This is a genomic window from Paracoccus sp. DMF-8, assembly GCF_029309835.1.
In the GTDB taxonomy this organism is placed as follows: Bacteria; Pseudomonadota; Alphaproteobacteria; order Rhodobacterales; family Rhodobacteraceae; genus Paracoccus.
Map to the genome: position 1 here is coordinate 492,768 of NZ_JARJHL010000003.1, position 13,752 is coordinate 506,519.

General features: G+C 64.3%; 10 protein-coding genes. 8 read left to right on the top strand and 2 right to left on the bottom strand.

The genetic code is table 11. The annotated features are described in order from the left end of the window. Positions 1-68: 68 nt before the first annotated feature. Positions 69-1,043: a CoA ester lyase gene (locus tag PE067_RS03135; RefSeq protein ID WP_276187790.1), complete on the bottom strand. Its 975-nt coding sequence runs from the start codon at positions 1,041-1,043 to the stop codon at positions 69-71. A gap of 131 nt (positions 1,044-1,174) precedes the next feature. Beyond that, positions 1,175-1,807, bottom strand: a complete 633-nt coding sequence (locus PE067_RS03140) for a response regulator transcription factor (RefSeq protein WP_276187791.1) — start codon at positions 1,805-1,807, stop codon at positions 1,175-1,177. 179 nt (positions 1,808-1,986) lie between these two features. Between PE067_RS03140 and PE067_RS03145 the strand changes: the two genes are divergently transcribed. The 8 genes from PE067_RS03145 to PE067_RS03180 all read left to right on the top strand — a co-directional run bounded on the left by PE067_RS03145 (position 1,987) and on the right by PE067_RS03180 (position 13,298). Next, the gene (locus PE067_RS03145; protein WP_276187792.1) at positions 1,987-3,234 is read left to right on the top strand and encodes an aminotransferase class V-fold PLP-dependent enzyme; all 1,248 of its coding nucleotides are present in this window, start codon (positions 1,987-1,989) and stop codon (positions 3,232-3,234) included. Between the two features lie 25 nt (positions 3,235-3,259). Continuing rightward, positions 3,260-4,456 (top strand): malate--CoA ligase subunit beta, encoded by a 1,197-nt coding sequence (locus PE067_RS03150; RefSeq protein ID WP_276187793.1) that lies wholly within the window; start codon positions 3,260-3,262, stop codon positions 4,454-4,456. Further along, entirely contained in the window at positions 4,456-5,337 is an 882-nt protein-coding gene (sucD, locus tag PE067_RS03155; protein ID WP_276187794.1) for a succinate--CoA ligase subunit alpha, read from the top strand. The genes PE067_RS03150 and sucD overlap by 1 nt, the downstream gene beginning before the upstream one ends. Before the next feature lie 42 nt (positions 5,338-5,379). After that, positions 5,380-6,351: a D-glycerate dehydrogenase gene (locus tag PE067_RS03160; protein ID WP_276187795.1), complete on the top strand. Its 972-nt coding sequence runs from the start codon at positions 5,380-5,382 to the stop codon at positions 6,349-6,351. Continuing rightward, positions 6,351-9,020 (top strand): phosphoenolpyruvate carboxylase, encoded by a 2,670-nt coding sequence (locus PE067_RS03165; protein ID WP_276187796.1) that lies wholly within the window; start codon positions 6,351-6,353, stop codon positions 9,018-9,020. Before PE067_RS03160 ends, PE067_RS03165 begins: the two co-directional genes overlap by 1 nt. Before the next feature lie 40 nt (positions 9,021-9,060). Continuing rightward, positions 9,061-10,338 carry a serine hydroxymethyltransferase gene (gene glyA, locus PE067_RS03170; protein WP_276187797.1) on the top strand — a complete coding sequence of 426 codons (1,278 nt, stop codon included), beginning with the start codon at positions 9,061-9,063 and terminating at the stop codon, positions 10,336-10,338. Between the two features lie 50 nt (positions 10,339-10,388). After that, positions 10,389-11,657, top strand: coding sequence for a glycerate kinase (locus PE067_RS03175; RefSeq protein WP_276187799.1), 1,269 nt, complete (start codon positions 10,389-10,391; stop codon positions 11,655-11,657). 363 nt (positions 11,658-12,020) lie between these two features. Further along, positions 12,021-13,298 (top strand): solute carrier family 23 protein, encoded by a 1,278-nt coding sequence (locus tag PE067_RS03180; protein ID WP_276187801.1) that lies wholly within the window; start codon positions 12,021-12,023, stop codon positions 13,296-13,298. Positions 13,299-13,752 lie beyond the last annotated feature (454 nt).

The following is a 13,752-nucleotide window of genomic DNA, read 5'->3' on the forward strand; positions in this document are numbered from 1 at the left end:
CCGCGTAAAAGACGCGGGGCGTTTGCGTGATCGGCGCCCCTGAGGGGCGCGCGTTTCAGATCAATGGCTTATGCCGCGATCTGACGGGCCTTTTCGACCAGAACCTCGGCCTGACGGATCGAGGCGTAGTCGATCAGGCGGCCATCCAGCGACACCGCGCCCTTGCCTGCGGCCTCGGCCTCGGCCATGGCGGCCAGGATCTTTTTCGCGCGTTCGACTTCGGCTTCCGACGGGCTCATCACCTCGTTCGCCAGTGCGATCTGGCTGGGGTGGATCGCCCATTTGCCTTCGCAGCCCAGAACCGCGGCGCGGTAGGCGGCGGCCTTGAACCCGTCGGGGTCCGAGAAATTGCCGAAGGGGCCATCAATCGGGCGCAGGCCGTTGGCGCGGGCCGCGACGACCATCGTCGCCAGCGCGTTGTGCCACATGTCGCCCCAATGGATCTGGCGGCTGCCATCGGCCAGCGGGTCGGTCAGGACCGAGTAGTTTTCGTTCACGCCGCCGATGACGGTCGTGCGCGCGCGGGTCGAGGCGGCATAGTCGGCGACGCCGAAATGCAGGCTTTCGTTGCGTTTCGACGCGCCCGCGATGGCTGCGACGTTCTGCATGCCAAGCGCGGTTTCGATGATATGTTCGAAACCGATGCGCTTTTTATAGCCCTTGGCGTCTTCGATCTGGGTCACCATCATGTCGACCGCATAGACATCGGCGGCGGTGCCGACCTTGGGGATCATGATCAGGTCCAGACGTTCGCCCGCCTGTTCGACGACGTCGACGACATCGCGATACATGTAATGCGTATCCAGCCCGTTGATCTGCACGGACATGGTTTTCTTGCCCCAGTCGATCTCGTTCAGGGCCTGGATGATGTTCTTGCGGGCCTGCGCCTTTTCGTCCGGTGCAACCGCGTCCTCAAGGTCGAGGAAGATCACGTCAGCGGCAGATTCCGCTGCCTCTTGAAACATTTGCGGCTGGCTGCCGGGAACGGCCAATTCGCTGCGGTTCAGCCGTGCGGTGGCCTGCTCAATGGGATGGAAGCTCATGTTCGGATCGCTCCTGCCGGGTTGTTGGGGATGGGGCAAGATAGGGTCGCAATTTTATTTCCTGTCAATAAAGAATTTTGAATGAATCTTATTCCTCATGCCAAAGTCTTGCTGCACAGCGGCATTTTTCCTTACCGATCACCCTGTTTCTGCGAATAGTAGAACGCGATCGCCTGCGCCCGGTTCTTGACCGATAACTTGTCGTAAAGATTGGACAAATGGAATTTGACGGTATTCGTCGTGATGCCCAGTTCGCTGGACAGTTCGCGATTCGTCAGCCCGGTTGCCAGTGCTTCCAGCATGCGGGTTTCACGCGGCGACAGCGATTTCAGCGGGTCGTTTTGCAGTTTGCGCACATCGACAAAGGGAAAAATCATCCGCCCCGAGGCGACCGCCGCGCAGGTTTCCAGCAGCGTTTCGACCGCCCCGCTGCGCGACACGAACCCCGCCGCACCCGCCGCCATCGCCGACAGATGCGCATCGCTGCCCTGATCGGCATAGACGACCATGCGGGGGGCGCGTTCCTGGGCGCGCAGCACCTCCAGCAGCTTGGCGCCGCCCAATGCGGGCAGGTTCCAGTCGATCACGCCGACCTGCGCGGGCACGCGCATCGCCGTGCCCAGAAAGCCTTCGGCCGTCGATGCCGTGGCGATCAGCGAGAATCGCGGATGGCGTTCGAACATCTCGGCCATGGCGCTGAGGACCAGCGGATTACTGTCCGCCAGCATGATCGTAATCTGCCCGTTTTTTCCTGATTCGCCCATTTTATCCTCATTTTCCCACCCATTCGGGTAGGTAGCCATCCGACAAAAATCGTAATCCGTCAGAAAGTATAGGTCATTTCCTACCCAAAAGAATACCAAAAAGCAGGATGAAGCGCCATTGTCGAATTGCGAATCTGCGGCTTCCCTAGGATAAATTTTGTTGAGCAAAGGGAAAATCGATGAGCAACGTCGAAATCTTCGGGCAACTGGAAATCCCCAACACGCTGGCCGCGGGTCCGGGGCCGGGCAATACCGATCCCCGCGTGTTGCAGCGATTCGCCGCGGCAGGCATGGCCGACCACATGCAGGCCGATGTGCTGCGCGGCATGATCGAAGCCAAGCAGATGCTGCGCGCCATCATGGGCACCTCGAACATCTACACCTACGGCGTCGCCGGCACGGGTTGGAGCGGTCTGGACGTCATGTTCAGCGCGGTTCAGCCGGGCGACAAGGTCGTGGTTTTTGTCAACGGCACCTTTTCGGGCATCGACGGGCTGACCGTGCGCATGAAGGCCGCCACCGCCGAGGAACTGGCCGCCAATCCGATGGATCCGCAACCGGCATCCGTCACCATCGTCAACGTCCCGCATGGTCAGTCCGTCACCGGCGAGATCGTCGAAAAGGCGCTGGCCGAACATAAACCGAAATGGGCCGCGATGGCGCATTGGGAAACCGGTTCGGGCCGCATCAACGATCTGCGCGGTTTTTCGGATGCCTGCGAAAAACATGGCGCGATGGGTCTGGTCGATGCCGTCTCGTCGCTTGGGGTCGAGAATTTCGCCATCGACGATTTCCCCGGCGTGCATGGCTGGGCCTCCTGTCCGCAAAAGGGCATCTGCTGTCTGCCGCTGACCTATGCGCCGGTGTCCTTTACCGACCGCTACATCGAAACCCTGCGCCAGACCGGCACCCGGACCTTTGTCCACCACCCGATCCTGGAAGCGCGCCACTGGGGTATCGTTGACGGCAAGGATGTCGAAAAAGGCACCTATCACCGCACCCACAGCGCCTATGCGGTTTCGGCCTTCCACGAGGCGCTGCGCATCACGCTGCAACAGACCGTCGCCGAACGCGCCAAGCAATATGCCTATCACGAAGCCGCGCTGCGTGATGCCGTGACGGCGATGGGCTGCAAGGTGACGTCGAACATGACTTCGCTGGTCGTGCTGAACCTGCCCGAGGGGCTGGCCGGTCGCGAACAGGAACTGGTCCAGACCTGCCGTTCCAAAGGTTTCGGCATCTGGCCGACGCTGTCCGAGCCGGTTCAGGTCCGCATCGGCATCCTGAACCTGCTGAACCGCGCGGCGGTGACGGAAATCGTCGAACGCTTTGCCGCCGAACTGTCGGCGATGGGCGCGAATATCGACATCGAAACGGTCCGCGCAGGGCTGGAACGGCATTATCAGACGGCGGTCGCGGCAGAGTAGCCGCACCTTTGGGAGGAGGTAGGATATGGATATCCACGAGTATCAGGCCAAGGAAATTCTCAGCAATTTCGGTGTAGGCATCGCACAGGGGGCGCTGGCCTACAGCCCCGAACAGGCCGCGTATCGCGCCCGCGAACTGGGCGGCGAGCGTTGGGTCGTCAAGGCGCAGGTCCATGCGGGCGGTCGCGGCAAGGCGGGCGGCGTCAAGATCTGCAACAGCGATAGCGAAATCCGGGCCGTGACCGAGGAAATGTTTGGTCAGAAGCTGGTCACGCATCAGACCGGTCCCGAAGGCAAGGGCATCTATCGCGTCTATGTCGAGGCCGCCGTGCCGATCGCGCGCGAAATCTATCTGGGCTTCGTTCTGGATCGCGGCTCGCAGCGGGTGATGATCGTCGCCAGCGGCGAGGGCGGGATGGAGATCGAGGAAATCTCGGCCGAACGCCCCGACAGCATCGTGCGCGCCACCGTCGAGCCGGCGGTCGGTCTGCAGGAATTCCAGTGCCGCGAGATCGCATTCGCACTGGGGATCGAACCCAAGCTGATCCAGCAGATGGTCCGCACGCTGAAAGGCTGCTATCGCGCCTTCCGCGAACTGGACGCGACGATGGTTGAAATCAATCCGCTGGTCATCACCTCGGACGAACGTATCCTGGCGCTGGACGCCAAGATGACATTCGACAACAACGCCCTGTTCCGTCATCCGCAGGTGGCCGAACTGCGCGACAAATCGCAGGAAGACCCGCGTGAATCCCGCGCGGCGGATGGCGGTCTGTCTTATGTCGGTCTGGACGGCAATATCGGCTGCATCGTGAACGGTGCCGGTCTGGCCATGGCCACGATGGACACGATCAAGCTGGCCGGGGGGGAACCCGCGAACTTTCTGGACATCGGCGGCGGTGCGACGCCGGAACGTGTGGCGAAAGCCTTTCGTCTGGTGATGTCGGACAAGAATGTCCAGGCCGTGCTGGTCAATATCTTTGCGGGCATCAACCGCTGTGACTGGGTTGCCGAAGGCGTGGTCAAGGTGCTGCGCGAAAACCCGGTCGATGTGCCGGTGGTCGTGCGCCTTGCCGGGACCAATGTCGAGGAAGGGCAAAAGATCATCGCCCAAAGCGGCCTGCCCCTGATCCGCGCCACCACCCTGAACGAAGCCGCCGAGCGCGTCGTCGCCGCATGGCGCGCCGATACCAACAGCAACACCAACCTGAAGGCCGTGTGATGAGCATTTTTCTGGATAGCGACACCCCCGTCATCGTTCAGGGCATCACTGGCAAGATGGCCCGTTTCCACACCAAGGAAATGATCGAATACGGCACCAATGTCGTCGGCGGCGTCGTCCCCGGCAAAGGTGGCGAAACCTGCGAAGGCGTGCCGGTCTTCAACACCGTCAAGGAAGCGGTCGAGGCGACCGGGGCGCAGGCCTCGCTGGTCTTTGTGCCGCCCCCCTCGGCTGCGGATTCGATCATGGAAGCCGCCGATGCGGGCATCCGCTACTGCGTCTGCATCACCGACGGCATCCCCGCGCAGGACATGATCCGCGTCAAGCGTTACATGTATCGCTACCCCAAGGAACGCCGCATGGTCCTGACCGGGCCGAACTGCGCGGGCACGATCAGCCCGGGCAAGGCGATGCTGGGCATCATGCCGGGCCATATCTACCTGCAGGGCAACGTCGGCATCATCGGCCGTTCGGGCACCCTGGGATATGAGGCGGCGGCGCAGCTGAAGGAACGCGGCCTTGGCGTCTCGACCTCGGTGGGGATCGGCGGCGACCCGATCAACGGCTCGTCCTTCCGCGATGTGCTGGAGGAGTTCGAGAACGACCCCGACACCCATATCATCTGCATGATCGGTGAAATCGGCGGCCCGCAAGAGGCCGAGGCAGCGGATTACATCCGCGACCACGTCACCAAGCCGGTCGTCGCCTATATCGCGGGTCTGACCGCACCCAAGGGCCGGACCATGGGCCATGCCGGTGCGATCATCTCGGCCTTTGGTGAAAGCGCGTCGGAAAAGGTGGAAATCCTGACGGCGGCGGGCGTCACCATCGCCGAAAACCCGGCGGTGATCGGCGAAACCATCGCCCGCGTCATGCGCTGATCCGGGCTGATCGGACAGCAAGAAGTAGAAGGAGGAGAGAAAATGGCAAAACCCCGCGTTCTTGTCACCCGCCGCTGGCCCGCTGCGGTCGAGGCACGTCTGTCCGATCTGTTCGAGGTTCAGTTGAACCGCGACGACACACCCATGCGGCCCGAGGATTTTCGGGCCGCGATGGGCCAATATGACGCGATCCTGCCGACCGTGACGGACAAGCTGGGCGCGCCCTCGCTGGATATCGAAAAGCCGCAGACCCGCATCTTTGCCAATTACGGCGTGGGCTTCAGCCATATCGACGTCGAAAAGGCGTCGGGGCAGGGGATCGTCATCACCAATACCCCCGATGTGCTCAGCGAATGCACCGCCGATCTGGCGATGACGCTGATGCTGATGGCCGCCCGCCGCGCGGGCGAAGGCGAACGCGAATTGCGCGCCGGCAAATGGACCGGCTGGCGCCCGACCCATCTGGTCGGGACCAAGGTGTCGGGCAAGACGCTTGGCATCATCGGCTATGGCCGGATCGGTCAGGAAATGGCGCGGCGCGCGCATCATGGGTTCGGGATGAAGATTCTGGCCTATAACCGCAGCCCCGTCGCCCCCGAGGTGCTGGCGCAATGCAATGCCACGCAGGTCGCATCCGTCGATGAACTGCTGCCGCAATGCGATTTCGTGTCGCTGCACTGCCCCGGCGGGGCGGCGAACCGCCACCTGATCGACTCGCGCCGCCTTGGCCTGATGCGGCCCGACGCCTATCTGATCAACACCGCCCGCGGCGAGGTCATCGACGAAAGCGCGCTGGCTCAGGCCCTGTGGTTCGAAACCATCGGTGGCGCCGCGCTGGATGTCTTTGACGGTGAACCCGACATCAACCCGCAGCTTCGCGACAGCGACCGTCTGGTCATGCTGCCGCATCTGGGCAGCGCCACGCGCGAAGCCCGCGAGGCGATGGGGTTCCGGGTCATCGACAATCTTCAGGACTTCTTTGCCGGGCGCGAACCCCGTGATCGGGTGAACTGATGGAAGACGGGGCAGTCCGCGCCGAAGTTCATGCCGACACCGGCTCGTCGCCTGTGTCCCGGCAATCCTATGCCGACGGTCTGCGCAATGAATTGCGCGGGCTGTGGCTGAAGGTCCTGGCCCGCCGCGCACCGCAGGCCCTGCCTGCGCTGCAAAACGACGACAGCCGGGTGCCGGCCGACATGCGGATCGGCGAATATCTGCAGGGCCTGTCGATCTGGTTCCAGCTTCTGCGGATCATTGACGAAAACACGGCCACCCGGTTTCGCCGGACGGCCGAGGCCGAAACCGGCCCGACCGCGATCGAGGGAAGCTTTGCCAGTGCCCTGTCTGCCCATGCCGATATCCCGCTGGAGCGTTTTCAGGCGGTGGCGCGCGACCTGAACGTCGGCCCGACCCTGACCGCCCACCCGACCGAGGCCAAGCGCGTCACGGTTCTGGAAATCCACCGCCGCATCTATCGCGCGCTGGCGGAACTGGAAAGCAGCCGCCTGACCTCGCATGAACGCGCGGCGCTGATCCATGATATCGAATGCGAAATCGACCTGTTGTGGCTGACCGGCGAATTGCGGCTGGAACGCCCCTCGCCCGAGGACGAGATTTCCTGGGGCCTGCAATTCTTCCGTGACAGCCTGTTCGATGCCGCGACCCGCGTGACCGGCCAGTATCAGCAGGTCGTGTCCGCGCGCTATGGCACGGATGACGAGGTTTCGCCCTTCATCAGCTTTCATTCCTGGATCGGCGGCGACCGCGACGGCAACCCCGGCGTCACCGTGGGCACGACCGCGACCGCGCTGCAACTGGCGCGCAAGACGATCATGGACCGCCACCGCCAAAGCCTGATGCAGGCGGTTCAGCATCTGAGCATCTCCAGCACGATTTCCGCGCTGCCGCCTGCCTCGGCGCAGGCGCTGCAGGATCTGATCGACGCGGCCCCGTTGCCCCCTGATGCGCCGCGCCGCAATCCGGGCGAAATGTTTCGTCAGGCGCTCAGCGCGATCATGCGCCGCATCGACGCCACGGCATCGGGCACCGGCCCGGCCTATCTGCATGTGCGCAACTTCATCGCGGATCTGTCCCGGATCGAGGATGCGCTGAAGGATATCGGCGCCGAACATCTGGCCCATCGTCTGGTGCGCCCGATCCGCTGGCAGGCCCGGATTTTCGGCTTCCGCACCTTTACGCTGGATGTGCGGCAGAATTCATCGGTCACGACGCAGGTGCTGGGCGATATCTGGGGCGAAGGCGCGCCGGAATATGGGACCGAGGAATGGTCGCAGCGGCTGCGCGCCGAACTGGCGCAGCCCGATCTGCCCGCGCTGCGCGATAATTTGGGCGAACAGTCCCGCGAATTGCTGGCGCTTCTGGGGCTGATGCACCAGATCCGCAATGGCGACGATCCCCGCGCCATCGGCCCCTTCATCCTGTCGATGACGCGGTCCTGCGACGACCTGCTGGGCGTCTATCTGCTGGCGCGCTATGCGGGTTTCGGCGCCGAAAGGCTGGACCTGCGCGTCGTGCCGCTGTTCGAAACCATCGGCGACCTGCGCGCCGCGCCCCAGATCCTGAACGAGGTCCTGCGCGTGCCGCTGGCCCGGCGCAGTCTGGACGATGGCAGCCATCGCATTGAAATCATGCTGGGTTATTCGGACAGCAACAAGGACGGCGGTTTCCTGTGTTCGACATGGGAACTGGAAAAGGCGCAGCGTTCCATCCGTCAGGCGCTGGCCACGCATCGGCTGATCCCGGTGTTCTTCCACGGTCGCGGCGGTTCCGTCAGCCGGGGCGGCGCGCCGACCGAACGCGCGATTGCGGCCCAGCCCTTCGGCACGATCAACGGCCAGTTGCGCACCACCGAACAGGGCGAGGTCGTATCCGCGAAATTCGCCAACCGCCCGACCGCGCAGCACGAGTTGGAACGGCTGGCGGCCTCGGTTCTGGCGCAATCGCTGGAAACGGCGGACGGTCCCGTCCCGACCGAGTTCAACGACACGATGGAGGCGCTGGCCGGGATTTCGCAAACCGCCTATGGCGCGCTGCTGCACCGGCCCGGTTTCATCGACTATTTCCAGCAGGCCAGCCCGGTCGAGGAACTGGCGATGCTGAAAATGGGTTCTCGTCCGACGCGGCGCTTTGGCGCGAAAAGCCTCGATGACCTGCGCGCGATCCCCTGGGTCTTTGCCTGGTCGCAGAACCGCCACCTGATGACGGGCTGGTATGGTTTCGGCACGGCCATCGCCGATTTCCGCCGCTTTCGCGGCAATAGCGCCGACAAGCCGCTGCGCCGCATGTTCAACGATTCGCGCATCTTTCGCCTGATCGTGGACGAGGTCGAAAAATCGCTGTTCCACGCCGATATGCGTATCGCCGGGCAATATGCGACGCTGGTGTCGGACCGCACCGTGCGCGAAGACATCTTTGGCCGCGTCCGTCAGGAATACGACCTGAGCCGTCAGGCCGTGATGTTCCTGAACGGCGGCACCGCGCCGGGCGAAAGATTCCCGAATATGGCAAGGGCCTTTGCCCGCGTCGAACCCGATCTGCTGCGCATCCATGACCTGCAGATCAGACTGCTGCGTGACCACCGCGACCGGCCGGGTCGCGACATCCTTGTGCCCCTGATGCAGACCATGAACTGCGTCTCGACGGGACTGGGCTGGACCGGATAATCCTGAGGAGAGGGAGGAAGACATGCACATCCAGGAACCTTTGAACCAATTCTTCACCGCATCGCTTGAGAGCCGCGACCCTGCGGTTTTCGGTGCGATCCGCAATGAGCTTGGCCGTCAGCGCGACGAGATCGAGCTGATCGCCAGCGAGAACATCGTGTCGAAAGCCGTGCTCGAGGCGCAGGGCTCGGTACTGACCAACAAATATGCCGAGGGCTATCCGGGCAAGCGTTACTACGGCGGCTGCCAATATGTCGACGTGGTCGAGGATCTGGCGATCGAGCGCGCCAAGGAACTCTTCGGCTGCCAGTTCGCCAACGTCCAGCCGAATTCTGGCAGCCAGATGAACCAGGCCGTGTTCCTGGCGCTGTTGCAGCCGGGCGACACCTTCATGGGGCTGGACCTGAATTCCGGCGGCCACCTGACCCATGGCTCGCCGGTCAACATGTCGGGGAAATGGTTCAACGTCGTCAGCTATGGCGTGCGCCAGCAGGACCAGCTGCTGGATATGGAGGACGTGCGCGCCAAGGCCCTGGCCAACAAGCCCAAGCTGATCGTCGCCGGCGGCACCGCCTATAGCCGGGTCTGGGACTGGGCCGCCTTCCGCGCCATCGCGGACGAGGTCGGCGCCTATCTGATGGTCGACATGGCCCATATCGCGGGGCTGGTGGCCGGTGGCCAGCACCCCTCGCCGCTGCCGCATGCCCATGTCGTGACCACCACGACCCATAAATCGCTGCGCGGTCCGCGTGGCGGCATGGTGCTGACCAATGACGCCGATATCGCCAAGAAAATCAACTCGGCCGTGTTCCCGGGCCTGCAGGGCGGTCCGCTGATGCATGTCATCGCGGCCAAGGCCGTGGCCTTTGGCGAGGCGCTGGAGCCGGGCTTCAAGGACTACGCCGCGCAGGTCGTGAAGAACGCGCAGGCCATGGCGGATGAGCTGATGAAGGGCGGCATCGACATCGTGTCGGGCGGCACCGACAACCACCTGTGTCTGGCCGACCTGCGCCCGAAAAGCGTGACCGGCAAGGCGACCGAGGCGGCCCTGGGTCGCGCGCATATCACCTGCAACAAGAACGGCGTGCCGTTCGACCCGGAAAAACCCTTTGTGACCAGCGGCATCCGTCTTGGCGCCCCGGCGGGCACGACGCGCGGCTTCGGCGAGGAGGAATTCCGCCAGATCGCCCGCTGGATCACCGAGGTCGTCGACGGCCTTGCCGCCAATGGCGAGGACGGCAATGCCGCCGTCGAAGCCAAGGTCAAGGCCGAGGTCGAGGCGCTCTGCAAACGCTTCCCACTCTATCAGGATATGTGAAATGATGGGGGCGGAAACGCCCCCATTCACGACGAAGACCGGACCCGCATATGACCATCGCCGACCCCGCCGCCTTTCTTCGCAGCCTGTTCGACCGCGCCGTCGAGGTCGCCGACCCGATGCGGTCGCTGGCGCAGCATCTGCCCGAAAAGCCCGCCGGTCGCGTGGTCGTCGTCGGCGCGGGCAAGGCCAGCGCCCGCATGGCCGAGGCGGTCGAGGCGGTCTGGGGTCCCTGCGAGGGGCTTGTGATCACACGCTACGGCTATGCCCGCCCCTGTCAGGCTATCCGCATCGTTGAAGCCGCCCATCCCGTCCCCGATGCGGCGGGGCTGGACGCGACGACGGAAATGCTGGATCTGCTGAGGGGGCTGGGCCGCGATGACATCGTGCTGGCGCTGATTTCCGGCGGGGCCTCGGCCCTGCTGACCGCGCCGGTCGAAGGCGTGACGCTGGACGAAAAACGCGCGGTGAATCAGGCGCTTCTGGATTCCGGGGCGCCCATCGACAGCATGAATACGGTGCGCAAGCACCTGAGCCGCGTCAAGGGCGGCCAGCTTGCCGCAGCGGCCCATCCGGCGCGGATGTGGTCGCTGATGCTGTCCGATGTGCCGGGCGATGACCCGAGTTTCATCGGATCCGGCCCGACGGTCGGCGATGCCTCGACCCCGGATGATGCGCTGGCGATCCTGACGCGCTGGAACATCGACATTCCCCCCGCCGCGCGGCAGGCGCTGACGCAGGGCAGCGGCGTGCTGCACCCCTCTGATCCGCGTCTGCAAGGCGTGACGAATGTCGTCTACGCCGCGCCCTCGCAATCGCTGGCCGCTGTGGCAGAGCGGGCGACGGCTGCGGGCTGTCAGGTGATGGTTCTGGGCGATGCCCTGCAGGGCGAGGCGCGCGAGGTTGCCGCCGAACAGGCCGCGCTGGCCCTGCGTTTGCAGGCCGAGCGCGGGACCGGCGCGGCGCCGCTGCTGATCCTGTCGGGCGGTGAACTGACCGTGACCCGGCGCGGCGACGGTGTTGGCGGACCGAACGCCGAATTCAGCCTTGCGCTGGCGCTGGCGCTGGATGGCGCGGCGGGGATCCATGCGATTGCCTGCGATACCGATGGCGTCGATGGCGCGGCCGAGGTCGCGGGCGCGATCATCGGCCCGGACACGCTGGCGAGGGCGGCGGAACGCGGTGTGTCGGCGGCGGATGCGCTGGCCCGCAACGATGCGCACAGCTTTTTCGGGCAGATCGGCGATCAGGTCGTGACCGGTCCCACGCTGACGAATGTCAATGATTTCAGGGCAATTCTGGTGCAAGCCGGGTCGTGATCCTGACGCGGGCCGGGCCTTTCCCGGATCCGTCGCGGAAAGGAAACATCTGCCCCGCAGTCGGGTGACAGGCATGGCGATTTCATTGCCCTGATCCGGATACTCCGACGCTGGCCGCCGGACGCCATGGGCAAGCCCCGCCTTTGGTGACGGGCAGGGCGGCTTTCCGTATCGCTGCCGCATGGGCCGATGGCAGCAGAACGGCACGGGTGCGACGGATACCGGCGGCGTTCCGGCCTGTTTTCAGTCTCTGGCTTTGGCCGGTCGGTTGATTTCGCAAGGTCGCGGCTTGCCGTTTTCACCTTTCTGTCACAATGGGTCGGCCAGATGCCCGAACCCTTCGGGTCTGCGATGGAGCCAAGGATGAGTTACTTTCCCCGCTGGCCACTGACCCGCAATGCCGTGGTCATGCCCGACGAACGCCTGCCACGGGGGGCCGCGATCCCGATGGGGGTGCAGCATCTGGTGGCGATGTCGGGATCGACGATCCTCGCGCCGCTGCTGATGGGCTTTGACCCGAACCTTGCGGTGCTGTTTTCGGGGATCGGCACGCTGATCTTTTTCATCTGCACGGGCGGGCGGATGCCCAGCTATCTGGGGTCGTCATTCGCCTTTATCGCGGTGGTGATCGCGGTCACGGGCTATGCGGGCAGCGGGCCGAACGCGAATATCGGCCCGGCGCTTGGCGGGATCATCGCGGCAGGCGCGCTATATGCGCTGATCGGGCTGGTGGTCATGGCAACCGGCACCGGCTGGATCGAGCGCCTGATGCCGCCCGCCGTCACCGGCGCCATCGGTGCGGCCATCGGCCTGAACCTTGCCCCCGTCGGCGTGCAGGGGTTTCAGGGCACGGGGCCGCATATGTTCGTGGCGCTGCTGACGCTGGTGTCGGTCGCGGTCTTTTCGACCTATGGCACGGTTGCGTCGCGGCGGGTGTCGATCCTGATGGGGATCGCGGTGGGCTATGCCGCGGTGCTGGTCATGGGCAATGGCATGGGCCTGCTGCCCGCGATTGATTTTTCCGCGCTGACGGCGGCGCCGTGGTTCGGCGTGCCGGATTTTCAGGCGCCGGTCTTTGAGCGCGCGGCCATGGTGCTGATCGCCCCGGTCGCATTGATTCTGGTTGCGGAAAACCTGGGCCATATCAAGGCCATCGGCGGCATGACCGGGCGTAACATGGACCCCTATATCGGGCGCGGATTCATCGGGGACGGGATCGCCACCATGGTTTCGGGCGCAGGCGGCGGCACGGGCGTCACCACCTATGTCGAAAACATGGGCGTCATGGCCGTGACGCGGGTCTTTTCGACGTTGATTTTCATCATCGCGGCCTTTGTCGCCATCGCTCTGGGCTTTTCGCCGAAATTCGGCGCGCTGCTGCGCACCATTCCCGACCCGGTTCTGGCCGGGCTTGGGGTTGCGGTCTTTGGCCTGATCGCGGCGGCGATGATCCGGCTGTGGGTCGACAACCGCGTCGATTTCTCGGACCCGCGCAACCTGTTCACGGTGGGCATCACGCTGATCTTTGGCGCGGGCAACCTGTCCTTTTCCATCGGCGGCTTTGCGGTCGGGGGCATCGGCACGGCGACGCTGGCCGCGCTGGTCATGTATCAACTGCTGGGCATCGGCAGAAAGGCCTGAGCCGCTTTCCACCTGACACCGGCCCATCGCCCCTGATCAGGGGGTGGTCGGCCGATGGTCAGGGGGACAAGGGCAATCCGGCAACAATATGCCGATTATCTTCATGCGGATCCGCCGTGGCAGCTTGCCATGACATGGTCATTGTCCGCTTTACCTGCATTTCATCAATATGCTTCAATCCATGCAAGGCCCGACAGGCCGCAGGATGAACGACCGCAAGGCAGGGACGCCCCGAATGGACCACAGCCACCGCCCACCCGGCATGCACGCGAATGCAGCAAAGCCGTCCCGTATCGCGGGGCCGTGCTGATGGGCGCCAGCACGGCCGTGGCCTGCGACAGCTGTGCGGACAGCGACCCCGCCACACCCGACCGAAGTCGGCGGCGGCGTGATGCAGCGCCGCCGCAGGTCAATCGCATCCTGAAACGGCCTCTGCCGTCCTTCCCGCTTTTCC

What these genes read in the sequence shown, in the direction of transcription:
- PE067_RS03135 (WP_276187790.1), bottom strand. Translation starts at nt 1,043, where the DNA reads ATGAGCTTCCATCCCATTGAGCAGGCCACCGCACGGCTGAACCGCAGC.
- PE067_RS03140 (WP_276187791.1), bottom strand. Translation starts at nt 1,807, where the DNA reads ATGGGCGAATCAGGAAAAAACGGGCAGATTACGATCATGCTGGCGGAC.
- PE067_RS03145 (WP_276187792.1), top strand. Translation starts at nt 1,987, where the DNA reads ATGAGCAACGTCGAAATCTTCGGGCAACTGGAAATCCCCAACACGCTG.
- PE067_RS03150 (WP_276187793.1), top strand. Translation starts at nt 3,260, where the DNA reads ATGGATATCCACGAGTATCAGGCCAAGGAAATTCTCAGCAATTTCGGT.
- sucD (WP_276187794.1), top strand. Translation starts at nt 4,456, where the DNA reads ATGAGCATTTTTCTGGATAGCGACACCCCCGTCATCGTTCAGGGCATC.
- PE067_RS03160 (WP_276187795.1), top strand. Translation starts at nt 5,380, where the DNA reads ATGGCAAAACCCCGCGTTCTTGTCACCCGCCGCTGGCCCGCTGCGGTC.
- PE067_RS03165 (WP_276187796.1), top strand. Translation starts at nt 6,351, where the DNA reads ATGGAAGACGGGGCAGTCCGCGCCGAAGTTCATGCCGACACCGGCTCG.
- PE067_RS03175 (WP_276187799.1), top strand. Translation starts at nt 10,389, where the DNA reads ATGACCATCGCCGACCCCGCCGCCTTTCTTCGCAGCCTGTTCGACCGC.
- PE067_RS03180 (WP_276187801.1), top strand. Translation starts at nt 12,021, where the DNA reads ATGAGTTACTTTCCCCGCTGGCCACTGACCCGCAATGCCGTGGTCATG.